The organism is Thermincola ferriacetica (genome assembly GCF_001263415.1).
GTDB lineage: Bacteria > Bacillota > Thermincolia > Thermincolales > Thermincolaceae > Thermincola > Thermincola ferriacetica.
Genome location: NZ_LGTE01000008.1, coordinates 48,401 through 71,872, shown reverse-complemented (window position 1 = coordinate 71,872; position 23,472 = coordinate 48,401). Strand labels below are relative to the sequence as shown.

At 45.4% G+C, this 23,472-nt stretch carries 24 protein-coding genes; 3 read left to right on the top strand and 21 right to left on the bottom strand.

All coding sequences use genetic code 11. The annotated features are described in order from the left end of the window. Positions 1-378: 378 nt before the first annotated feature. The 21 genes from glnA to nifH all read right to left on the bottom strand — a co-directional run bounded on the left by glnA (position 379) and on the right by nifH (position 20,359). A complete protein-coding gene (gene glnA / locus Tfer_RS07100) occupies positions 379-1,701 on the bottom strand; it encodes a type I glutamate--ammonia ligase (protein ID WP_052217615.1) in 1,323 nt (440 codons plus the stop codon). A 128-nt stretch (positions 1,702-1,829) separates the two neighbouring features. After that, entirely contained in the window at positions 1,830-2,408 is a 579-nt protein-coding gene (locus Tfer_RS07095; RefSeq protein ID WP_013119598.1) for an ANTAR domain-containing response regulator, read from the bottom strand. Positions 2,409-2,663: 255 nt separating this feature from the next. Then, positions 2,664-3,002 (bottom strand): P-II family nitrogen regulator, encoded by a 339-nt coding sequence (locus Tfer_RS07090; RefSeq protein ID WP_013119597.1) that lies wholly within the window; start codon positions 3,000-3,002, stop codon positions 2,664-2,666. A gap of 150 nt (positions 3,003-3,152) precedes the next feature. Further along, positions 3,153-3,491 carry a P-II family nitrogen regulator gene (locus Tfer_RS07085; RefSeq protein ID WP_013119596.1) on the bottom strand — a complete coding sequence of 113 codons (339 nt, stop codon included), beginning with the start codon at positions 3,489-3,491 and terminating at the stop codon, positions 3,153-3,155. A gap of 35 nt (positions 3,492-3,526) precedes the next feature. Further along, positions 3,527-4,927, bottom strand: coding sequence for an ammonium transporter (locus tag Tfer_RS07080; protein WP_427916557.1), 1,401 nt, complete (start codon positions 4,925-4,927; stop codon positions 3,527-3,529). 271 nt (positions 4,928-5,198) lie between these two features. Then, positions 5,199-5,537 carry a P-II family nitrogen regulator gene (locus Tfer_RS07075; protein ID WP_013119593.1) on the bottom strand — a complete coding sequence of 113 codons (339 nt, stop codon included), beginning with the start codon at positions 5,535-5,537 and terminating at the stop codon, positions 5,199-5,201. 69 nt (positions 5,538-5,606) lie between these two features. Further along, positions 5,607-7,004, bottom strand: coding sequence for an ammonium transporter (locus Tfer_RS07070; RefSeq protein WP_052217612.1), 1,398 nt, complete (start codon positions 7,002-7,004; stop codon positions 5,607-5,609). A gap of 297 nt (positions 7,005-7,301) precedes the next feature. After that, on the bottom strand, positions 7,302-8,141 hold the full coding sequence (locus Tfer_RS07065) for a beta/alpha barrel domain-containing protein (protein ID WP_052217610.1): 840 nt from the start codon (positions 8,139-8,141) through the stop codon (positions 7,302-7,304). A gap of 63 nt (positions 8,142-8,204) precedes the next feature. Beyond that, positions 8,205-8,894: an ATP-binding cassette domain-containing protein gene (locus Tfer_RS07060; RefSeq protein WP_013119590.1), complete on the bottom strand. Its 690-nt coding sequence runs from the start codon at positions 8,892-8,894 to the stop codon at positions 8,205-8,207. Next, positions 8,860-9,606 carry a molybdate ABC transporter permease subunit gene (gene modB / locus Tfer_RS07055; RefSeq protein WP_052217607.1) on the bottom strand — a complete coding sequence of 249 codons (747 nt, stop codon included), beginning with the start codon at positions 9,604-9,606 and terminating at the stop codon, positions 8,860-8,862. The genes Tfer_RS07060 and modB overlap by 35 nt, the downstream gene beginning before the upstream one ends. Positions 9,607-9,627: 21 nt before the next feature. Continuing rightward, complete coding sequence (gene modA / locus Tfer_RS07050) at positions 9,628-10,467, bottom strand: molybdate ABC transporter substrate-binding protein (protein ID WP_049771585.1); 840 nt, start codon at positions 10,465-10,467, stop codon at positions 9,628-9,630. Between the two features lie 35 nt (positions 10,468-10,502). Beyond that, positions 10,503-11,138, bottom strand: a complete 636-nt coding sequence (locus Tfer_RS07045; RefSeq protein ID WP_013119587.1) for a Fe-only nitrogenase accessory AnfO family protein — start codon at positions 11,136-11,138, stop codon at positions 10,503-10,505. Positions 11,139-11,215: 77 nt separating this feature from the next. Continuing rightward, positions 11,216-11,524 carry a 2Fe-2S ferredoxin gene (locus tag Tfer_RS07040; protein ID WP_013119586.1) on the bottom strand — a complete coding sequence of 103 codons (309 nt, stop codon included), beginning with the start codon at positions 11,522-11,524 and terminating at the stop codon, positions 11,216-11,218. A 1-nt stretch (position 11,525) separates the two neighbouring features. After that, a complete protein-coding gene (gene nifB, locus Tfer_RS07035; protein WP_052217605.1) occupies positions 11,526-12,812 on the bottom strand; it encodes a nitrogenase cofactor biosynthesis protein NifB in 1,287 nt (428 codons plus the stop codon). A 63-nt stretch (positions 12,813-12,875) separates the two neighbouring features. Beyond that, positions 12,876-14,267, bottom strand: a complete 1,392-nt coding sequence (locus Tfer_RS07030) for a nitrogenase component 1 (protein ID WP_052217604.1) — start codon at positions 14,265-14,267, stop codon at positions 12,876-12,878. A 91-nt stretch (positions 14,268-14,358) separates the two neighbouring features. Next, positions 14,359-15,696 carry a nitrogenase iron-molybdenum cofactor biosynthesis protein NifE gene (gene nifE, locus Tfer_RS07025; RefSeq protein WP_052217602.1) on the bottom strand — a complete coding sequence of 446 codons (1,338 nt, stop codon included), beginning with the start codon at positions 15,694-15,696 and terminating at the stop codon, positions 14,359-14,361. Between the two features lie 17 nt (positions 15,697-15,713). Then, the gene (nifK, locus tag Tfer_RS07020) at positions 15,714-17,081 is read right to left on the bottom strand and encodes a nitrogenase molybdenum-iron protein subunit beta (protein ID WP_052217600.1); all 1,368 of its coding nucleotides are present in this window, start codon (positions 17,079-17,081) and stop codon (positions 15,714-15,716) included. A gap of 87 nt (positions 17,082-17,168) precedes the next feature. Next, positions 17,169-18,770, bottom strand: coding sequence for a nitrogenase molybdenum-iron protein alpha chain (gene nifD / locus Tfer_RS07015; RefSeq protein ID WP_013119581.1), 1,602 nt, complete (start codon positions 18,768-18,770; stop codon positions 17,169-17,171). Between the two features lie 21 nt (positions 18,771-18,791). Further along, positions 18,792-19,166, bottom strand: a complete 375-nt coding sequence (locus Tfer_RS07010) for a P-II family nitrogen regulator (protein ID WP_013119580.1) — start codon at positions 19,164-19,166, stop codon at positions 18,792-18,794. Positions 19,167-19,179: 13 nt separating this feature from the next. Then, the gene (locus Tfer_RS07005) at positions 19,180-19,506 is read right to left on the bottom strand and encodes a P-II family nitrogen regulator (protein ID WP_041587668.1); all 327 of its coding nucleotides are present in this window, start codon (positions 19,504-19,506) and stop codon (positions 19,180-19,182) included. A 34-nt stretch (positions 19,507-19,540) separates the two neighbouring features. Further along, the gene (gene nifH / locus Tfer_RS07000) at positions 19,541-20,359 is read right to left on the bottom strand and encodes a nitrogenase iron protein (protein ID WP_013119578.1); all 819 of its coding nucleotides are present in this window, start codon (positions 20,357-20,359) and stop codon (positions 19,541-19,543) included. A gap of 684 nt (positions 20,360-21,043) precedes the next feature. Between nifH and Tfer_RS15980 the strand changes: the two genes are divergently transcribed. From Tfer_RS15980 to Tfer_RS06990, 3 genes are all read left to right on the top strand, one after another. After that, the gene (locus Tfer_RS15980) at positions 21,044-21,352 is read left to right on the top strand and encodes a YmaF family protein (protein WP_083436833.1); all 309 of its coding nucleotides are present in this window, start codon (positions 21,044-21,046) and stop codon (positions 21,350-21,352) included. A gap of 399 nt (positions 21,353-21,751) precedes the next feature. Further along, a complete protein-coding gene (locus Tfer_RS06995) occupies positions 21,752-22,216 on the top strand; it encodes a hypothetical protein (RefSeq protein WP_052217599.1) in 465 nt (154 codons plus the stop codon). 282 nt (positions 22,217-22,498) lie between these two features. Beyond that, the gene (locus Tfer_RS06990; RefSeq protein ID WP_200901018.1) at positions 22,499-23,047 is read left to right on the top strand and encodes a type II toxin-antitoxin system PemK/MazF family toxin; all 549 of its coding nucleotides are present in this window, start codon (positions 22,499-22,501) and stop codon (positions 23,045-23,047) included. Positions 23,048-23,472 lie beyond the last annotated feature (425 nt).

Below are 23,472 nucleotides of genomic sequence, written 5' to 3'. Positions count from 1 at the left end.
CTTTCTACTGGAAGTTTTCGTTTAATTTCAAAGCCAGACTTTCCGATACTCTACCAAAAACCGCACCGCCCTCCTTATTATGTACAAATAAAAAGCACTTCCAATAACAGAGGCTCTTGCCCCTGTTGTCTGAAAGCGCCGTTGCTTCAGAACCAGAAATACACCTTTGTATTTCCAGACTATTAATTCTGCTTCCTATTATAGCATAGCCAAAAAGAAATGCAATACTTTTTTGCTGATTATTTTGTATACTTACGGCTAAGTAGTTAACAGACACCTAAATGCTTAAAAGCGGAGTGTCAGCGACCACTCCGCTTTTAAGATGGGAAGGATGGTATAGAGAATTTGGTTCAGCATTAAGCTAGCAGTAAATTAAAATTAATAGGTGGTAAGGTATTTTTCAATTTCCCATTCGGTAACTTTTGTTCTGTATTCATCCCATTCCTGAAGTTTGCCTTCCATGAACTTACTGTAAACATGCTCACCAAGCATGTCCTTTAATACCTCATCATTTTGCAATTCGTCAAGGGCTTCCTTCAGGTTGGCCGGCAGGCTTTGAATGCCTTCAGCTGCTCTTGTGGCAGCATCCATATGGTAGATATTGGCGCTTGTTTCAGCAGGGGGTTGAATCTTGTTCTTGATTCCATCCAGGCCGGCCGCCAAAGCGCCAGCTATAGCCAGATACGGGTTGCAGGAGGGGTCCGGATTCCTGAGCTCTACCCTTGTGCTGGCTCCCCTCTTGGCAGGGATGCGGCAGAGAGCGCTTCTATTGGCAGCAGACCAAGCCAGGTATACAGGCGCTTCATAACCAGGTACAAGACGCTTATAGGAGTTTACCGTCGGGTTGGTAATAGCTGCCAAAGCGCGGGCATGCTTCAACAATCCGCCAATGTAATAGAGAGCTTCCTGGCTTAACTGCTTATACCCATTGGGATCAAAGAATGCGTTTTGATCTCCTTTAAACAGTGACTGGTTCATATGCATACCGGAACCGTTGATACCAAATATAGGTTTCGGCATAAAAGTAGCATGCAAACCGTGCCGCTGAGCAATTGTCCGGACAACAAACTTAAAGGTCATAATTTTGTCAGCAACATCCAAGGCGTCAGAATATTTAAAGTCGATTTCATGCTGTCCGGGAGCAACTTCGTGGTGGGAAGCCTCTATTTCAAAACCCATCTGTTCGAGGGTCAAAACCATATCTCTCCGGGCATTTTCACCCAGGTCCACAGGTGTCAGGTCAAAGTAGCCCGCTTTGTCGTGGGTTATAGTAGTCGGTTTTCCTTCCTCGTCAACAAGGAACAGGAAAAATTCTGCTTCCGGGCCTACATACATCCTGTACCCCAATTCTGCCGCTTCCGCAATTACCTTTTTCAGAATATAGCGCGGGTCGCCTTCAAAAGGATTGCCGTCCGGCTTATAAACATCACAGATCAGCCGGGCCACAGCTCCGTCTTTTGGTCTCCAGGGGAACACTATAAATGTATCCGGGTCGGGGCGTAAATACATATCAGATTCTTCTATCCGGGTAAAGCCCTGAATAGAAGAACCGTCGAACATAAGCTCACCATCCAAAGCCTTCTCTAATTGTTCGGTTGTAATGGCAACGTTTTTTAACACCCCGAAAATGTCAGTAAACTGCAAACGCACAAACTTTACATTTAATTCTTTTGCTTTTTCCAAAACTTCCTGTTTGGTCATTTTTTTCACACACCTTTCTCATTTTATGGTTTTGTAAAAATTAGCTTAAACTGAATACAGAGGCTCAATGAATTTATTAAGCGTTAGGTCTTAACACCCCCCACTGTACAATAATTGGGATTAAAACCTTATTTGAGGTCGTGTGCCAGGATAATTGCTTTGGCAACGGCCTGCATTGACATCCTCTTGTTCATACTTTGTTTCTGAATGCGGCGAAAAGCTTCGGCTTCCGTCAGACCCAAAGTATCCATAAGTATGCCCTTGGCTTTTTCCACCAGTTTTCTGGTCTCCAGCGTATTTTTCAATTTTACTATTTCTTCTTCCAAAGCCCTGATGCGGTTATAATTTCTAATCACCAGATCTATCACCGGAAAAAGGTTGCGTTCATCAACGGGCTTAATTACATAGGCAAAAAAACGTTTTTCTTTTTCATAATCAGGTAACTTTACCTGATCCGGAGTCCCAATCAAGATAACAGGCGCCAGCCCGTCTTCTTCAACAATGTCCCCTATTTCCGCCCCCTCCAACACCGCCAGTTTGGCCTCCATAATGACTAAATCCGGCTGCCTGTAGCGGATCAATTTTAAGGCTGTCAGTCCGTCTTCTGCTTCGCCAACTACCAGATAACCGGCTTTATTTAGTAGAGCTTTCAGGTTTTTTCTACTGGCTGGATCAGGATCGGCGATTATAACACGACGCTCATCCATATATGAAGACCCCCTTTCTGGCTGGTAAAATAAAAATAAATAAAAATGAAAAAGCCCTGCAGTCCTATTCGTAAGAATAGAACTGAGGGCTTCATCGCCTCAATTGATGATACTTCATCGTATCACCGAATATTTAATTTTTTCTTGTGCCATACTATATAAATTATATATTGGTTCTATGGATATAATTATAGCAAAATTTCAACCAAATGCAACTGCAAATTTTGTTGTATACAAAATATTTAAGTCCGGGGGCTAAATGGCATCCGGGCCACTTTCACCTGTCCTGATCCGCACAGCCTTTTCAACAGGGTAAACAAAAATTTTACCGTCACCTATTTCTCCGCTCCTGGCTGCCTCTGAAATCTTTTTAATAATCTGGTCGATAAACCTGTCTTCGGCGACAATTTCGATTTTTATCTTCTCTAACAAATTGATATTATATACCTGCCCGCGGTATACTGAAGTCAACCCCATCTGGGTACCGCAGCCAATGACATGGGACACCGTCATCCCTCTGATTCCTATTAATTCGAGAGCTTCCTTAACTTCGTTGAGTTTTGCGGGCCTGATAATTGCTTCAACTTTTTTCACTGCAGTCCACCTACATTTTGTTACAATTAGCATATATAATTGTATTATAAAGTAAACTAACTCATGTGACAATAACTCCTACCAAATTTTAGAAGTTAAGGGCCGTATAACGGCCCTTAATTTTTTATCTTTAGTGTTGATTATGTCTGGTTAAATTGCAGCCTCTCCTGCCTCACCGGTTCTGATCCGGACAGCTTTCTCTACAGTATAAATAAATATTTTCCCGTCTCCGATTTCGCCGGTTTTGGCAGTGTCAGATATTAGCTTTACCAATTCATCAACGACGCTGTCCTTGACAACTATTTCTATTTTAATCTTCGGTAATAAGTCTATGGTATATTCTGTCCCCCTGTATATTTCCTTCTTACCTTTTTGCAATCCGCAACCAACAACTTCTGTTACTGTCAGGCCATGAATATCGTATTTCCCGAGGGCGTCCTTCAGGTCGTCAAGTTTACTGGGTCTAATAATAGCCTCAACCTTTTTCATGAAAACCCCTCCATGTCTAAACCTGGCTCTGGTTGCTATAACAGCTTTTCGACAGTCTGCCCGACGGAAGTAGGTGACACAATACCCGGGCTGGAGTAATTCACGGAAGTAGTGCCTCTCAAAACGAAGTCGCCATAGGCAACCATTCCGTGTTCGCCAAGATCAAGACCTTCCAGTTCTTCATTTTCCGTAACACGCAGGCCTACGGTGTATTTAAGGACTAAGAACAAGATACCGGTTGTAACAACAGTCCAGATGAATACAGCGACTACACCTGTCACCTGAGTAATAAGAAGGTCTACCCCGCCACCATATAAAAGGCCCCCGTCTACTGCAAACAATCCTACCATGATTGTTCCAAAGGAACCACAAACTCCGTGAACAGAAATTGCACCAACAGGGTCGTCAATTTTGGCCACTTTGTCAAAGAACTCAACCGCCAATACCACCAATACTCCAGCCATAGCACCAATCGCTGCAGCTCCAACATTGTTTACGGCAGCAGTCCCAGCAGTTATGGCCACAAGGCCGGCCAAGGCACCATTTAAGGTCATACTAACGTCGGGTTTCCCGTACCTAATCCAGGTGAAGATCATGGCCAGACATGCCCCGGCTGCCGCTGCTATATTGGTAGTAACAGCAATTTCAGCAATTTTCAGGTTAGTTGCCGATAAAGTACTGCCCGGGTTAAACCCAAACCAGCCAAACCATAGGATAAATACGCCCAACGCAGCAAGAGTAATACTGTGTCCAGGAATTACATTTACTTTTCCGTCCTTACCGTATTTGCCAATCCGGGGGCCCAAAATGGCTGCTCCGACTAAAGCGGCCCAACCGCCTACAGAGTGTACAACGGTGGAACCGGCGAAGTCTATCATACCCTTTTTAAAAAGCCACCCTTCGGAATTCCAAATCCAGTGTCCTACTATCGGGTAAATTATCAAACTAATGACTGCACTGTAAATAATGTAAGCTATGAACTTAGTTCTCTCAGCCATTGCCCCGGAAACTATAGTGGCAGCGGTAGCAGCAAAGACCGTCTGGAAAATCAAAAATGCCATAAGTGGTACAGAGAGGCCCAAATGGTCGGCATTCCCTGTGGCTCCAAACAGAGAAGTCCCGAAAAGACCTGCTTTGCTGGCACCAAACATCAGACCAAAACCAACCAACCAATAGGCAATAGTGCCTACCGCAAAGTCCATCAAGTTTTTCATGATAATGTTACCGGCATTCTTTGCCCTGGTCAACCCTGTTTCAACCATCGCAAAACCCGCCTGCATAAAGAATACCAAAAAACCTGCAATTAAAGTCCAGGCTGTATCAATAGCCACGGCGTTAGACTCGGCTGTCGGGCCATCTCCAGCCCAAGCAACCCCTATGGTTGTTAATATGAACAAAAGCGTTATCATTAATATACGTATCATTTTGCTCATCATAGTAATCCCTCCTGAAATTTACGTGTATTGATAAGCAGAAAACGCTCCCCGGAGAGAAGACGCCGATATTCCCCCCAAAAGAGCGTCACTGCTCATCAGCTTATTGGTAAACCATTATACCAAAAAAGACGCTCTCAGGAATCTTTTACCGATTCCGACAAGCGCCTTCGCTGTAGATACATCTTAGTATCAGCATTTTAATTTTTATTAGGTATAATTTTTAATTGAAAACATTATTATTTAAAGCCCGCCTTGAACATTATATTTCCGGTTAAATCGCTTCTTCTCCACTTTCACCGGTCCTGATCCGGACAGCATTTTCGATTGGATAGACAAAAATCTTTCCGTCACCAATTTCACCGGTTCTGGCCGTGTTGACTAATATCCTGATCACCTCATCCACCCATTTATCCCTGATGACTATCTCAACCTTTATCTTGGGCAGCAGGTCAATAGTATATTCTGTACCCCTGTAGACTTCTTTTTTGCCCTTCTGTAGGCCGCATCCTATTACTTCGGTAACAGTCATACCATGGATGCCAAACTTCCCCAGGGCCTCTTTTATCTCGTCCAGTTTTGACGGACGGATTATAGCTTCTATCTTCTTCATGTCACATTCCCTCTTTCCCCAGAATGTCTTATTCTGCGGTTATGCAGTGAACCAATGGATTGATAATAATTAGGTGGAAGAAATATTTAGCGTCACTGAAGGAGCCTCCGCTACTTTCTCTTTAAATTGACCCTTGGAAAGGGAACCGGTTAAAACGAAATCCCGGTATGCCTCTTCCCCATGCATTGTGGAGTCAAGGCCCATGAGTTCTTCATCTTCAGTGGCCCTAATTCTGGTAAATGCATTAACTACTTTAAGTATTACGAAGGTTCCAATCGCCGCAAAAAGGTAAGTAGCAACAATACTGATAATCTGTGCCTTCAGCAGCGCCGGGTTACCGTAAAACAGCCCATCAGCCCCGGCAGGGTTAACAGTTGTGGTTGCAAACAATCCTGTGGCGATTGCGCCCCAGGTGCCTCCTATACCGTGGCATCCAAAGGCATCCAGTGCATCATCATAACCAAGCCTGGCTTTAAGTACTCCAACACCAAGGTAGCAAATAACTCCTCCAATTAAACCAATGGCTATTGCGGCAAGAGGGGTTACAAAGCCCGCTGCCGGCGTGATAGCGACCAGGCCCGCTACAGCGCCACTGGCCGCGCCCAAAAGGGTAGGTTTTCCGTGGTGCAGCCATTCGGCAAGTACCCAGGATAAAGCTGCAGCAGCGGCCGAAGTGTTAGTAACTACAAAGGCTGTTCCGGCCAGGCCGTTAGCAGCCAGAGCGCTTCCTGCGTTGAACCCGAACCAGCCAAACCATAACAGGCCAGCGCCAAGTACAGTCCATGGCAGGTTATGCGGCAGCATAGGTTCCTTGCCATACCCTTTTCTCTTTCCTAAAATCAAGGCAGCAATCAAGCCTGATACACCTGAACTTATGTGCACAACAGTACCACCTGCAAAGTCCAGCGCTCCCAGGTTGCGGATCCATCCATCTACTCCCCAGACCCAGTGAGCCAGAGGGTCATATATTATGGTAGCCCAAAGGACGGTAAAGGCCAGAAAAGCAGGAAACCTCATCCGCTCAGCGATTGACCCTGTAATCAATGCAGGAGTAATAATGGCAAACATTAACTGGAATATAGCAAAAATCTGATGCGGAATAGTCCCCGCATAATCCGGGTTTGGTTCGGCTCCTACCCCGTTGAAACCTAACCAGTCCAGGCTGCCAATTATGTGGCCGTGGTCAGGTCCGAAAGCCAGCGAATAACCGAACAGCACCCATTGAACAGAAATAATTGCAATGATAATGAAGCTCTGCATCATCGTGCTAAGCACGTTTTTCCTCCGGACCATGCCCCCATAAAATAAGGCCAGTCCCGGAGTCATGAGCATAACCAGGGCGCTTGATATAATCATAAAAGCAGTATCTCCTGCATCGACTGCAGAAGCATCTGCAGCCCAGGCTATACCAGGAAGGCTGAAAACCATCAACATAGCGCCTAATAGGCTAAGTTTAACAGTTTTCATCGGCGTCACCTCTTTTCATAATTTTTTATAGCTAAACAAAAACACTCCCTTTCGGAAACCGGCGCCTATTCCCGCAAGAGAGCGTCTTTGCTCAACCCGCTAAGTACTTCCATGAACTTAGGGGGATGAAAACCTGTATAAAAATAAAAAACGCTTTACAGAAAGTTTTCCTTTCCGAAAGCGTCATTGCTAAATTGATACAGCCTTGTATCATTTTATTATATTTTATATAAGAATAATAGCACACAATTTTATTCTTGACAATAGTTTTTTATTTTTTTATGAAGAATTTAATTCCTAAACAGCCCTGAAATGGCGCGGAAATGCATATGGTTTCCGGCGGCACGCCCGGGATACAAAGCGCGATAAAATTTTGACCCTGGAGAAATCATCAACGGGCATTGAACCAAAATGCTGTTTAAAAATAAGGAGCATCTCTTCAAAGGCGGCATTGCCGGCCCTTTCTCCGATCCCGTTAACAGTAGTGCTTATATACCGGCACCCCGCTTTTACCGCCGCCAGTGTATTGGCAGCGGCCATGCCGAAATCATTATGGGCATGAATTTCCACATTACTTCCTATGCGGGAGATGAGACTTCTCATTATTTCATATGTTCTAAAGGGCTCTAATATGCCAACAGTATCGGCATACCTTATCCTTACTGCACCCTCTTCTAAAGCTATGCCGGCAACAAGGGCGACAAACTTTTGGTCGGCCCGGGAAGCGTCTTCTAACCCAACGGAGACAGTACAACCCGCCTTCACAGCATAACACAGCACGTCTTTAAGCGTTTCCAGTACCCACCGGCGGTTTTTTCTCAGCTTGTATTTTATCTGTATATCTGAGACCGGAACCGATAAATGCACACTGTTTACGCCACAGCTCAGGGAAGCCTCTATATCCTTTACAGATAAGCGATTCCAGGTAAAAATACCTGCCTGCAACCCCAAGCCGGCAATATGACGAATGACTTCCTGTTCTTCCAGCCCCATGGCCGGAGTGCCAATTTCTATCAATGGTATCCCGGCACCGTCAAGCAGCCGGGCAATAGCAATTTTCTCCGTAGGTGTAAAAGCTATACCGGCAGCCTGTTCACCGTCCCTTAACGTTGTATCAACTATCAAAAATTCAGACATAGGCGCACCTCCTCCTTCGGGCCGGATTGGTGATTAGTGACTTCGTTTTAACTGTTTTTCCCTTTACCTGGTCAGGTATACTAATGTGGAGGACGCGCTCCGTAGCTGCCCTAACGTGTATTGTTTCCCCTCATGAAGGTACAGGGCCTGATCCGCTAGGTACTTCACATCCTCACTGTTATGGGTCACCATAACAAAAGGAATCCCCCATTTCCCCTGAAGTTCTTTCAATTCCCTGCGCAACTGCTTCCGCGTATAATCATCGAGGGCTGACAGGGGTTCATCAAGAAGCAGGATATCAGGTTCGGTCATCAGGGCCCTGGCCAGGGCAACCCGCTGTTTCTCACCGCCTGACAGTTCGTCCGGGTATCTGTGCTGAAGATGGGTTACCTTTAACATTTCCAGCACGTCAATAACAGAAAGCCTGTAGCCCCTCTTTTCTTTGCAGCCTTTTACTCCGTACATGGCATTTTGTTTTACTGTCATATGAGGAAATAAAGCATAATCCTGAAATACATAACCTACTCTTCGCAGGCGTGCCGGTAAATTAACACCTTCCCCGGAGCAATAGAAAACCTTCCCTTTTAAACTGATAAAACCCTCATCCGGCGAGACAAGTCCTGCGATGCATTGCAGCAGGGTTGTTTTGCCGGCTCCGGAAGGGCCTAATATAGCAGTTATGCCATTAGCAAAAGAAAAGGCCACTTTTAATAAGAAATCAGGTAAAGCCTTTTGTATATTTACTTCTAACACCCATTTCACCTCTTTCCGGTCCCTTCTTGTCCTGCCGGCCTTGAAAACCCTGACCCGTTTTCCCCTGCCATTTATTGACGGCGAAGGTAATGATAAAAGAGGCTGCCGTTATAATTGCCACCAGCCGGCCGGCTGTATCAATATCGCCCGATTCCACAGAAAAGTATATAGCTAAAGGTATGGTCTGGGTCTGGCCCGGAATATTGCCAGCCAGCATCACCGTTGCGCCAAACTCACCCAGTGACCTGGCGAAAGCCATTAGAACGCCGGCGAGAACGCCCGGTAAGGCCAGCGGTAAGGAGATAGTGTAAAAAACTTTCCACTCGGAAGCGCCGAGATTCCTGGCCGCACTTTCCAGCCTTCTGTCAACCGACCCGAACCCTGCCTTGGCACTGCGGTACATTAATGGAAAGGATACTACGGCCGCAGCAATCACAGCGGCCCACCAGGTAAATACCACCCGTACGTTAAATACTTCTTCCAGTATAAATCCCAGGGGCCCGTGTTTGCCGAACAGCAGCAGCAGGCCGAAACCTATTACCGTAGGCGGTAAAACCAGGGGCAGCCCTATAATTGTTTCCACCAGGTTCTTCCCGGGAAACTCCTTGCGGGACATAACCCAGGCTGTTCCTGTTCCAAGGGCTGTTGTTATTATAGTTGATATTAAAGCTACCTTTACAGATAAAATCACCGGTTCTACAGGTACAGCCAAAATAAGCCCCTCCTTTCCCGGTTATTCTGCTCCGGGTACCGAAAAACCGTATTTTTGAAATACCTTCCGTACTTCTTCCTCTCCCATGAACTCCAGGAAATCTTCTGCCTGTTCCCTGTGGTCAGAACCTTTTATCACAGCTCCAGGGTATTTGATAGGCCTATGCAGCCCTGAGGGTATGATGAAAAGGGTTTTAACATTTTTGGAAAGGACGGCATCTGACCGGTAAACAAAACCGGCATCGGCGTTTCCCGTTTCCACATAAGCCAAAACCTGCCTTACATCTTTGGCAAAAACCAGTTTGGAGGATAATTTTTCATATAGGCCGGTCTTCTGCAAAGCTTCTTCGGTATATTCCCCTGCCGGGACTGTATCGGGGTTGCCAATGGCGATTTTATCCAATTTCCGGCTGAGAATATCTTCCAGGGAACCAATTTCAATGGGTTCGCCGGCAGGAGCTATTAAAGCCAACCGGTTACCGGAAATAATAACAGGGTTTTCAACAAGGTCCTGTTTGACCAGAGCATCCATTTGTTCTTCCCCGGCGGAGAAAAAAAGGTCAGCGGGAGCTCCCTGTTCAATTTGGCGCTGCAGGGTACCCGAGGAGGCAAAATTAAACCTTAATCTTATACCCGGATTTTTTTCTTCGTACATTTTCCGGACTTCTGTCAAAACGTCCTTTAAGCTGGCTGCAGCAGAAACATCAAGTATAATCTCTTTCTTCCCCTGCAGGGCCTTTTCACTGCTAACCCCTTTTTGCCCACAACCGTTAAGCGGTAGAATTGATAAAAGGGCTGCAAGTATTAAAAGCATTTTTTTCATGACTTTTAATCCATCGCTTGATACAAAGGCCATCCTCATACTCCCAACCCCTTTCTCAACCGGTTATTTTTTCATTAACATTGGTCACTGCATTTCTTCGTTATTGTGACTCTTATCTCCCCGTTCCCAAGCTTTTCTATTCTGCCTAATAGTCCGGAACTATATAATTCACCTTCCAGCCATGGCGGAACATGGTCACAAAGCACTTCCAATTCGTAAAAGCTACCTTTTCTCAAAAAAGGCAATAAGGCCTGCTTTGATGTGATTCCAAGGTTGCGGCTCTGAATATCTTTAAGGGATATATAAAAACACCCCGCCGATCTTTCGATAGGCTTTATTTCTGTATCAGGATTTCCGTCGCGCGTTTTCCCGGCCCTTTCTGCTTCTTCCTGCTCAAGAATGTAGTCCAGGAATTCCAGGGGATTTCCCTCAAACTCCCATATGCTGCAGCCCGCCTTCTCCAGTTCAAAATACGGCACACCGATTACAGAAAGCCCGATGAATATCCGGCAAGTACCAAGAAACTTTACCACCTCAGCCATCTTTTCCCGCAGTCCCCTCATACCCTGGCTGTCAGCAAGAGTAAACCCTTTTTCCCTTAATTTTTTCCACTTGCCCTGGTTTCTCTGAAATACGATAACTTTCCCTTTTTCGTAGAAGGAAGCCGTATTCCCGTCTGCACCGACAAACACAGCAATTTCTTTAGCCATTTTTCTCACCCCCCGTACTAATGGGCCGATGTCTCCTGACTATCGTTGTGTAACCAAAGGTTTTGTCTGTTAATAGACTAGAAAATCAAGCGGGCAAGGGGTCTCCCCCCTTCTATATGCTCCTCCATAATTTCTTCCACGTCGTCAACTGTAACCGCTCCATACCAGACATTATCGGGGTAGACTATCACGATGGGGCCTTTTTCACAAATTCCCAGGCAACCTGTGTTGGTTACAAAAACCTCGCTTCCCAGCCCGCGTTCTTCAATTTCTTCCATAAATGCTTCCATTAATTCCACTGATGCTTTGGCATGGCAGAAGCCCTTCTGCTGACCCGTAGGCCGGGAACTGGTACAGACAAAAATATGGTACTTAGGTTTATTCATTTTAAACCGCCTCCTTGCCCTCAATCTTTTGTACGGCAAAACTCAGGCCCTCTTCCACTGTGCCGTAATGTTCTATGCTGACGATACCTTTTTTCAGCAGCCTCTGCCTGGCTTGGTAGCCTATCCGCAATATGAGTACCGCATTACAGTCTTTCAGTGCATCGGCAATGGCATCTTTTTTATCTTCTTCCGTTTCACAAAGTTCTGCCCCACTGCAGTATTTGTCAACCCGCCTTGTTTCTACCATTTCGAAGTAACGGCCATTCCCATCATAAATAAGGAATTCTGAAGCATGGCCAAAATGCTGGTCAATCAGATCGCCTCTTTTCGATGCCACCGCAATTCTGTAAATCTTTTTCCCTTGACCGGAGGCTGTTCCCGCAGGTATTCTCCCTGCTGTCTCGGCGGCAAATTCTATCGCCCTGTCGTCTCCCAGCAAACCAATGGCATCGGCCCTGCACTGCCGGCAGTGATGCATCTGATGTAAATGAAGCTGGCACTGGTTTCTCATCTTGTTTAATTCCTTCATGCTGGTTTGCTGGTAATTTTCAAAAGCGCTTCCCGGCGCGGGAATTAACGGCATAATATTGGTCATAAAGGCCCCCAGTTCCTTCACCTTTTTGACTATGTCAGGTATGTGAAAGTCATTGATGTCTTTGATCATAACTATGTTCACCTTGACAAGGACTCCGTTTTCCGCCAGTAGCCGAATACCTTCCAACTGGTTCTTTATCAAAATGGCCGCACCTGTTTCCCCCTCATATCTCTTTCCTTTGTACAGAATGTGGCCGTAAATCCGGGCCCCAATCTCCGGTTTAAGGCAATTTACTGTTACCGTGACATGCTTTATGCCCAGACTTATAATTTCGTGGTAATATTCCGGAAGCAGCAGACCGTTGGTCGACAGGCAAAAGATAATTTCAGGATCGATAGCCTTCAGCCGTTCAATACTTTCCCTTGTTATTTCCCAGTTGGCCAGGGCATCTCCAGGCCCTGCTATCCCTACCACACTTAAGTTTTCAATCTGCGCTTTTACCCTGCGGAATTTTTGCTCTGCTGATTGAGGAGTAAGGATTTCACTGGTAACTCCCGGCCTGCTTTCGTGCAGGCAGTCAAATTTCCTGTTGCAGTAGTTACAGTTGATATTGCACTTGGGCGCAACGGGCAGGTGCATGCGGGCATATTTATGATGAGCTCCAAAGGAATAGCAGGGATGCTTGGCAGTAGCTTCCAACAGGCCCGGTGGTATATGTTTATTATTAACACTGCATGGCGAACTGCATTCCATCGCCTTCACCTCCTACAATAGTTGCCAGCAACCAGTGGTCAGTGGCCAGTAGTTATTAATGCTTTAATGCGTCGGTACAGCGGCATGATAATTTTTGTAGTACTTTTGGTACATCGAACTCCTATAGTTAGTAAGCTTATTTTCTAATAATGTATTAGTTATACGATCCAGAAACATGGTGGTCCCCGTATACCCTACTGACAACAGCCGCTGCCCCCCAACCCGGTCATGGATGGGAAAGCCCAGCCGGACCAGGGGAATACCTTCTTTTTCTGTAAGGTACCGGCCCTCTGAAGAGCCAATGGCAATATTGGCGCCCATTTCACGGCTGTTTTTGCGGATTTGCGTAAAATCAGAAGAGGTAAGGATCCTGGTTTCAATCTCTAACTCGTGCAAAAAGCCCTTAAGTAACCTGGGCAGTTTGGAATTCCTGCTGCCTGTGGCCACCACTACCGGGAAAATCCCGTTTTCACTGCAGGTTTTTGTAACAGCGAAAACAAGTTCCGGTTCCCCAAAAATTACGCTTCGGCCATGGAAATTATATTTATGCGAATCGACCATGGCATCTAAAAGCCTGCCCCGTTCCAACCGCAGGCTTGCGGGCATTTCTTTCCCCGTAATTTCCTTAAGACACGCAAAAAATAAGTCCGTATTTTCAACACCCATCGGTATGGGCAGATTATATAAGGGCACATCATACTCGGTTTGTAAAAACCTACCGGGAGACATACTGTCTTCTACCGTCATCCCAAACTGTATGGTAGCTGCGGAGCCTGCCATTACCTTGATGTCTGCCGTCCTGGTACCTCCTGCGGGAATCTTTTGGTACGGCTTTTCAAAGGGTCGGTCGAGGGTTTCTGAAAAATCAGGGAACAAAATATATTCCACGCCCATTAACTCCAGCAGTCTCTTGATTTCCCGTATATCGGCGGGGCTTATATTAGGCACAATTACGTTAACCCGGGAATGTCTCTTCGCCCTTTGAGTAAGTTTGGTAACGATTCTTGTCAGAGTAAACCAGTAACCTTCAAAATGGCTGTCCCCGTAACCGGGAGTAGGTACGGTAACAACAGGGAAACCCTCTAAGCCCCTGTCACGCAAGTAATCCGAAGTAATTCTTTCTATATCTTCACCGATTGTCTCCGCCAGGCAGGTAGTCAAAACTCCGACCAGTTTGGGCCGATAAACCTTCATTATATTATCGAGGCCTGTTTTCAGGTTCTGTTCTCCCCCGTAAACGGTTCCCTTTTCATTAAGTGAAGAAGACCCTACGTCAATGGGTTCGTTAAAGTGTTCGGCAATATGCCTCCTCATATAGGTGGCGCAACCCTGGGAACCATGGAGGATGACCATTGACTGCTCTATTCCTTTAAAGGGAATGATCCCGCCCATAGGCATACACATATGACATGGGTTTTCGGTAACATTACGAAAATTTGGGGTCTCCTTCTTCATAAGCTTTCCTCCTTTTTGGGCAACCTTTAAAAAGGCCAATCCCTGAAATCAAATGTCTGAGAATTATTGCCGCCGGGAGGCCTGGAGAGTTTTATCCAATGAATCTCCAGACGGGGGAGCAAACTGTAGAGTAGACCTCTTCCGCGAAATTTACAGCTCCCACAAAACCGCTCAGGGGATGCTTCCGGTCATGGTTGTGGTCTATAAAGGCTAAGCCCAGTTTATAGGCCAGGGGCCGCTCCTTCACGCCTCCCACCAGCAGGTGGGCGCCCTTTTCCAGCATAAAGCGTTCCAATTCTGAAGGGTTGGCATCGTCCAGTACTACTGTCCCTTCATTAACCAGGTCATGGATCACCTCATACTCTTCCCGCCTTCCTGTCTGGGTACCAACCATAACAACATCTATGCCCAATTCTTTAAACTGCTTAATTAAGGAAATTGCCTTAAACCCACCTCCCACATATACTGCGGCTTTTTTACCCTGCAGTTTCTTCCGGTAACCCCTTATAAGAGGCTCTATTCGCCGAATTTCTTTATCAATTAAGGCTTCCGCACGCCGGGTAATTTCATCATTGTTAAAAAATGCGGCAATTTTGCGCAGGGAATCGGAGGTATCCTCGATGCCCAGAAAAGATACGTTCATAAAGGGAATGCCAAAGCGGTCTTTCATTTTTCTAGCCAGGTAATGCATGGAACCGGCACACTGGACGATATTTAAAGAAGCTTCCGGGGCTTTTTTCAGCGCCATGTAATCTGAGTCGCCGGTAAAGGTTACATTGACCTCTATACCCATTTCATACAGATAATTTTTAATTATCCATGCCTCGGCAGCCAGGTTAAAATCACCCAAATAGTTAATTTTGGGGTCGTTCTTTTTCTTCTCCGTTTCACCAGAATTAATCAGGCGGAACAGGGCATCACAGGCTGCCCTGTATCCGGCCGCTTTATTTCCGATAAACCCACTTGACTCAACCGGGATTACTTCGATGTTGTGTTTCTGCGCAGCCGCCTTGCAAACGGCTTCCAGGTCGTCACCTATTACCCCCACGATGCAGGTAGCATAGACAAAAACCAGCCTGGGCTTATATTTACCTACCAAATCATCAATGGCCCGGGCCAGTTTCTTTTCACCGCCAAAAATTACATCTTCTTCCTGCAGGTCAGTGGAGAAACTGTTCCGGTAAAGTTCGGAACCGCTGCTAAGGCTCCCCCTGATATCCCAGGTATAGCTGGCACAGCCAATGGGTCCGTGAACAAGGTGGATTGCATCAGTGACAGGGTTCAAAACTACCCTGGCCCCGCAGTAGACACATGCCCGCTGGCTGACACACCCCGCAATGCTGTCCGTATCACACTTAATCTGCTTTTTCTGTTTACCCTTGACAGCAATAGAGTCAAGACGTTCTCTGATGGCCAGGCCGGTGTCCATATGACCACGTCCTTCCGTTACATGACCAACTCAAAGTCTTCATCAGCGGCATCCCTGTCCTGCCTGTCAAGGAGGGCGTTGCTGATCATTTCAACCAGCCGCATGGCCCCTTTGTAACCTACAATGGGCATATAAGAGTGTACGCTCCTATCGAGAATCGGGAAGCCTACCCGTACCAGCGGTATGTCTTCAGCCCGGGCGATATACTTGCCGTAAGTGTTGCCGATGATCAGGTCCACCGGTTCATTCTTGATCCACTGGTGGAATTCGAAGAGGTCGCCGGCAGCCTTTACATTGCCCTTTAAACCGGACTCCAGCAGCATGGCCCTGACTTCCTTCTCGAAGGAACTGCCCGGAGTACCGGTCAGTACATGCACCGGTACCATGCCCAGACCCAGTACTAACTCGGTCAAGCCGATAACGATATCCGGATCGCCAAAGATAGCCACTTTTTTACCATGAAATTGATGGTGCGTGTCTACCATAATATCCACCAATTGGCCCCTTTCTTCTTCCAGTTCATAAGGTATTTCGGTAACAAAAGTATTCCTGAGGGTCATAAGGAACTCATCTGTTGCTTTTACTCCAATGGGCGTCTTCAGGGTCTTTGCGGGTACTTTGCACTTGCGCTCCAATGCAATGGCGGCATCGGTAGATGCAAATGAACCCAGGGCAATAGTCAACTTAGAATTACCGGTATCTTTCAGTTCTTCAACGGTAGTACCGCCTTTGGGGAACATTTCAAACTTGCCGGTCATTGGGGAGTCTACGACACCGGAAGTGTCGGGGAACATGATAAAGTTAATCCCCATGGCTTTGACCAGCCTTTTAATCTCCCGCATATCACCCGGGTTCACAAAACCGGGAATGATATTGACCTGTTCCTTTTTGGTCTCGGTGGTGGCCTCAGACAAGTAATTAACCATTCCCCTAGTCATGTTGGAGAAACCGGTGATATGGGACCCAACGTAACTCGGGGTGTTGGCGTGGATCACAATTTTGCCTTCCGGTATTTCAGCCTGGTTCAGGAACGCCGGGATATCATCACCGATGGTCTCGGTGAGACAGGTAGTGTGAATGGCCATGACATCCGGGTTATAGATGGCAAATACGTTTTTGATAGCAGTTTTTAGATTGGCGCCGCCTCCGAAAACGGAAGCCCCTTCGGTAAAGGAACTGGTTGACGCCAGTATGGGATCACGAAAATGCCTGGTCAGATGAGACCGGTGGTAGGCACAGCATCCCTGAGAGCCATGGCTGTGGGGAAGGCACCTGTGTATGCCAAGAGCGGCATACATGGCCCCAATCGGCTGGCATGTCTTGGCTGGATTGATTAAACCACCCGAAGCGCGTTCTTTAATTTCTTTAGGTGTAAAGTCTAGCATTTTATTTTCCTCCTTTCCGTCATAGGCCGACTGCCGGCAGCCAGTAGGCTATGCCCTGCGCCGGCGGTCGTTCCACTAACTGCGCTATTATTTTTGCAATTGCCCCTCCAGTAACGGTTTGCCTTTCCAGGGAGGAGCTATGAAGTTCCAGGCCGGATTAGTAAACATAGCTGTTACATCCTGGGCAAATTTAACAGCGCCGTTAAAGCCGGCGTAAGGTCCGCTGTAATCATAGTTGTGGAGCTGCTTGGAAGGAATGCCCATTTTATGCGGAATGTATTTATCTTTAATCCCCGACGCAAAAATATCGGGCTTGAGAATCCTGATAAACTCCTCGGTTTCAAAGTGGTTCATGTCGTCAATAATTACATGTCCGTCCTTCATATCCACGTTCATGCCGGCATAATAGCTCAGTGGGATTTTTTTCTTCAATTCTTCCGCTTTTTCAGGCGAAATTCTCAGTTTAAAAAACTTGGGATCCGGTTCCACATGCAATTCGGGAATGTTCTTGCTGTCAGCATCAACCTTGATATGCGGTATAACCTGCCGACCCTCGTAATCGTCCCGGTGGGCAAATTCGTAACCTGCCAGTACGGTTTCTATGCCCAAGTCCTCAAACAGCTTCTGGTAGTGGTGTCCCCTGGAACCGCCGACGAAACAAAAGGCAGTTTTACCCTTACATATTTTCCTGTACTGCTCCAGGATTGGTTCGATCCTGGCCAACTCCTTGGCAATAACCTCTTCCGTCTTTTTAATTAGCTCTTCGTCACCAAAGTACTGGGCCATATCGCGCAGGGACTGGCAAGTAGCCTCAACGCCTATGAAGTTCACCTTTAACCACGGTGTACCGTATTTAATTTCCAGCATCTCCGCGATGTAGTTAATGGACCGGTGGCACTGAACCAGGTTAAGGTCAGCCACATGAGCATTTTTCAGGTCTTCGTAAGAGCCGTCACCGCTGGCTACGGCGATAACATGGTAACCTATCTCTTCCAGAATACGGTGGATTTCCCAACTGTCGCCGCCGATATTGTACTCGCCCAAAATATTAATGGAATATTTGGCCGGCGCTGCCGTCATCTCTCCCTTGCCAACTACCCACTCCAGCAAACCGTTGTTGGCAATATGGTGGCCGGCCGACTGGCTGACGCCCCGGTAACCCTCGCAGTTAAAACCCATAACGGGAATGCCGTGCTTTTCCTGGGCTGCTTTGGCCACTGCCTGAATATCGTCTCCTATAAGACCAACAGGGCAAGTAGCAGATATAGTAATGGCATTGGGTTTAAAGATTTCCACCACTTCGTCAATGACCTGGGCCAGTTTTTTCTCGCCGCCAAATACGATGTCTTTTTCCTGCATATCAGTAGTAACACAGTAAGCAAGGTAATTCTTGCCGTCCGGGGGCGTCTTGGCTTTATTTCTCCGGGTTAGCCAGGAATAGTAGCCGCATCCCACAGGCCCATGGGTAATATGTACTATATCCTTGAGCGGACCCAGCACCACGCCCTTGCAGCCGGCATAAGCACAGCCCCGGTTGGTGATAATGCCGGGAATAGTCCGGGTATTGGCTTCGATTTCCTGGGGTTCCTGGCTGGAATCTTTAATCAGGATGTGCTTTTTGCGGTTTCTTTTTACTTTGGCAGGATAAGCCTCAAGTATTCTTTCTAAATCCTTTTCTGTAACAGACATGGTTACAACCCCCTTTTTCTTTTAGATTGCTTCTTCGCCGGTTTCCCCGGTGCGGACCCTGATTACATCCGTGACCGGGAGGACAAAGATTTTACCGTCACCGACGTGACCTTCCTTGTTTACGGCTATGATGGTATCGACAACCTTCTGTACATCTTCATCCTTTACAATTATGCTCAGCAGCCGCTTGGGAATTAACCGTCCGCCCTTCAACATGCTTTGCAGAATGATTTCCCGGTTCTCGTCTGTGGCCTTGTCAAGCAAGGCCAAGTCCTTAAGCATCTTGCCCCGGCCCATAACCTTGGTGGCAGTCATCCGGCAAAACCCGGCTTCAGCAAGGGCGCTTCTGGTTTGACCGACCTTATTCATACGGATAATGGCAATAATTTCTTTCATGGCCGGCCACCTCCTATAGCTCTTTCTTGCCGCTGCTGATGGTATATACCTCTTCCACAGGAAGAATAAAGATTTTACCGTCGCCGTAATGGCCCTGTTCGCCCGTCTTGGCGTGTCTCATAATAATGCTGACCACATCATCCTTGTCTTCGTCCCGAACCACGATCATCAGCAGTTCCTTGGGAATTTCATCGTAAACAACATCTCCCACAATAACGCCTTTTTGCTTACCACGACCAACCACGTCAATCTTGGTTACGGCCGGAAAACCAGCATCGTTGAGTTCTGCCAGAATCCGGTTGGTTTTTTCAGGTCTCACAACAGCTTTAATCATTAACATAGGCCTCAATCCTCGCTTTCTGTTTTTCTTCCGGTTAGTCCAGGATACCGTGTTCCATGAGCAGTTCTTCCAATCTGTCCTGAGTCATGGGCGACGGGATTACAAACATGTCATTGCCGTCGATATTCCTGGCCAGCGTCCGGTATTCGTCAGCCTGGGGGTGCGTGGGGTCATAGTCGATAACGGTTTTCTTGTTAATTTCCGCCCTCTGCACCATATTGTCCCGGGGTACAAAGTGAATCAACTGGGACCCGAGTTCTTTTGCAAAATGCTGTAACAACTCAAGCTCGTTATCGACCTTCCGGCTGTTACAAATAATGCCGCCCAAGCGAACGCCGCCGCTTTGGGCATATTTTTTGATCCCCTTGCAGATGTTGTTGGCCGCATAGAGGGCCATCATTTCGCCGGAAGCAACAATGTAAATTTCCTGGGCCTTGCCTTCCCGGATGGGCATGGCAAAACCGCCGCAGACAACGTCACCAAGTACATCATAGAATACATAGTCAAGGTTATCCTCGTAAGCCCCCAGGGACTCCAAAAGGTTAATGGAAGTGATTATACCGCGTCCGGCACAGCCTACCCCGGGCTCAGGGCCGCCGGACTCAACACATTTTGTACCCCCATAGCCTTCCCGCATGATATCCTCCAGATCAATGTCCTCGCCTTCGTCACGCAGGGTGTCCAGAACGGTCTTCTGGTTCAGACCATGCAGCAGCAAGCGGGTTGAATCCGCCTTGGGGTCACAGCCCACCACCATTACCCTTTTACCCATCTCGGCCAGCGCAGCCACCGTGTTCTGTGTTGTGGTGGACTTGCCAATACCGCCTTTTCCGTAAATAGCAACCTGTCTCATAAATACCAACCTCCTAAAATTAAATATGGTAAACTTTGTCGGCGTCATTTTTGGGCACTACCTATTATTTTTAGCTGTTCACCTCCCTTGGGAAGATCCACAGATGTATACAAAAAGGCGCCGGGGTAAGTGAGTTAACCCTGGCGCCTTCGCCTGAACAATCGCCGTAGAATTAAACAAAAAGGCCCTTTGGCTTCCAAACCGGAAATTATGCCAAAAGGCCCCTCTGCCCATGTACATCTAAGTACTCTAACAACAGTGTTTTGCAGAAATCATGAAGTATCCTTTATTTAATTTTATCATAACATAAAACTAATTCATTTCGTTTTAAATAAACAAAAAATGCTTTCCGGCCTCGGAAAGCATCATTGCTCAGTTGATACAACTGTGTATCGGTTATGGTTTATAGTGATAGTATAATTGGCATGAATTAAATTGTCAATAGGAATTTAAAATTTCTGTGTTTAAGCAAAATAGAAAAATAACATCCGTTTATCAAAAGTTGAATTGGTAGTTGGAAATATTGCTTGAAGAGTAAAAATCATAAATAACTTTTTTACATTTTTTAGAAGAGAAAAATCAAAGACTTGGCGAAAATAATATTTTTAAAAATATGCTTTTAATTATGTCTCCATAAAAGTGCTTTATACATATACTAGATTGACGACGAAAGGAGCTGATGGGATGAATAATGTTAACAATTATGGACCTTCACATCAACATAAATTTGCAGGGGTAACTTCAGTAAATTTAAACCATAGTCACAGGTACTCAGGATTTACAGACCCAGCTCCAAGTGAAGTTCCTCATTCACACAGATACTATACTGTTACTACCTATGATGATGGCCACACCCATATAGTCTCTGGAATATCTGGTACTTCCATCGAACTTCCCGAGGGAGGTCATTATCATAATTTTGGAGGAGAAACCTCAATTAGTGGAAGTACCCCTCACTCACACAGTTACAAGGGTACTACAGGAATCAGCTAAATTAACATATAGCCGTATTTCATCTGACCCATGGTTGAAAAGGAACTTTATCCGCCCGCAGGCTGGCGCGGTTTTTGCATCGTCAATGCAGGAATCGTGACAACGGCGGCTTTCTTTATTTGTATCTCTCTACAGTCCCAGCCGTTGGCGTGATTGTTGCCAGGTAACTGTAAAAACCGTGACGGCCGAGGACGGGACAAGTTGGGTCGGAGCCTAGTGGAGCCGTTTAGCTTGTTGTTAGCTGAAGTTGGCCGGAAACTGTTTAAAATTGATTAGCCAAAAGTTTTATTAACAAAAAATATGTTTTGCGATGCCTTACAATGCATAAGTATAAACTAACTGAACCAACGGATATACTAAAATCTAGATAGCAATAAATTTAATGAAGGAGATATTACTATGAAGGACACTTTGACTATAGGTACTATAGCTGGAATATCGGGAACGATTGTAATGCATCTATTATCAATGGTATGGAAATCGCTTGGTATAATAAAGATTACAACATTGCAAGTATCTGCAGCTATCTTACTCAGTTGGAGTCAAGTCAACACTATCTATGGCTATTTAGTAGGTATTATAGTTCATTTAGTAATTGGAGCCGCCGGTGGTGTTTTATTAGCTTATTTGCTCAAACTGTCAGGAAAGGATTATTACTGGCTAAAAGGATTAGCATTAGCTGGTTTCATGTTATTGATTGGTATGGGACTTATTGTACGTTTACTAAAAATAGCTCCGCAAATGAAAAACGATGGCTTAACAACATTAATGCATACCCTGAATTATGTTGTGTACGGTTTGTTGAGCTCATATATAATTGCCAAGTATGGAAAATTTTCAATATCAACAAAAAATTCAAAATAATAATTGAAAAAAGTTAATTGCGGTAGGACTGCCAGTTACCCGACAACCCACGCACGTCCCGGCGTATGGAATATTTTACTTTATATGTTTTATCCGCAATTGAGCATATTAAGTAACGGTTTAACGCCGGCAGGGCCAGTGCTTTGCCGGTGTTTTTGCATGCTCAACTGCGGAAACATGGCTTTATGTTAGGCGATGTGTTTTTTGTCGGCTTGGCTAGATAAATTGCAGGATTTCCCCTCAATTTGTCAAATTAATATTTGATGAATGGAGGGAAACCTTTTGAGCGGAAATAACGAAGATAAAGCCATAAACAATCTTTCAGAATCCTTTAAAGACATAATTAAAGACTTTAAGCCCCACTATTTTCTTAAAACTTTAGCCATTATTAAACATCTCCCAGATATTTGCAAGTTGCATTATCAATCATTAGAAAATAGAAAGGCCAGGTCTGAGCACCAGTTAAGTTACCATCCGGTTAGACCTTTAAGAGGAGAGATATTTAATGCGATTATAAATGAAAACATTGGAAGTGAACTATGTGGAAACCACTTGGTTATCATTATCTCAAATGATACAGGAAACATATATTCCGAAAAAGTGAATGTACTACCTATCGAAGGTGACGGTACAAAAATCAATCCAAAATATCAAATGAGGCTTTCCAACAGCGACCTTGAATCAGGCCACCTAGATAAAGATCCTTCTAGAATCATTTTTACTGATATCATGACTATTGATAAAGCTAGGTTAGATATTAAAATTGGTAAAATAAAACATGAAAAAATGAAGGAAATTAACTCAAAACTTAGAAAACAACTACATATATAAGGTTTTTTATCTGTTAACAATTTTGTCAACAAAAGTGTTGACAACATCAACAAAATGGTATTACAATGAACTTGAGAGATCCTATTAGTTATCTAGCCTAGTTTTCTAGGCATTGGCTTTTAAAGCTTTTCTAGGCAAAGGTCGCTTTAATTGGCGACCTTTTGTCATATTTTCACAAAAACAAGTATAAAATATCAATACAATGCATATAATTATACATGAGTCTTATCTAACCTAATTATTAAATAATAATTAGGTATTGGCTTAAAGCTTTTTCTAGCTAAAGCCCCTCTTTGGAGGAGCTTTAGCATTTTTATTTAGAAGTTAGATATTTATGCAGGATTTTCCTACATCACTGGTAAATAATCTTTAATTGAAGTTATTCACCAGTGATGTATTCAGACTAACTCTTTACACCCCTTAAC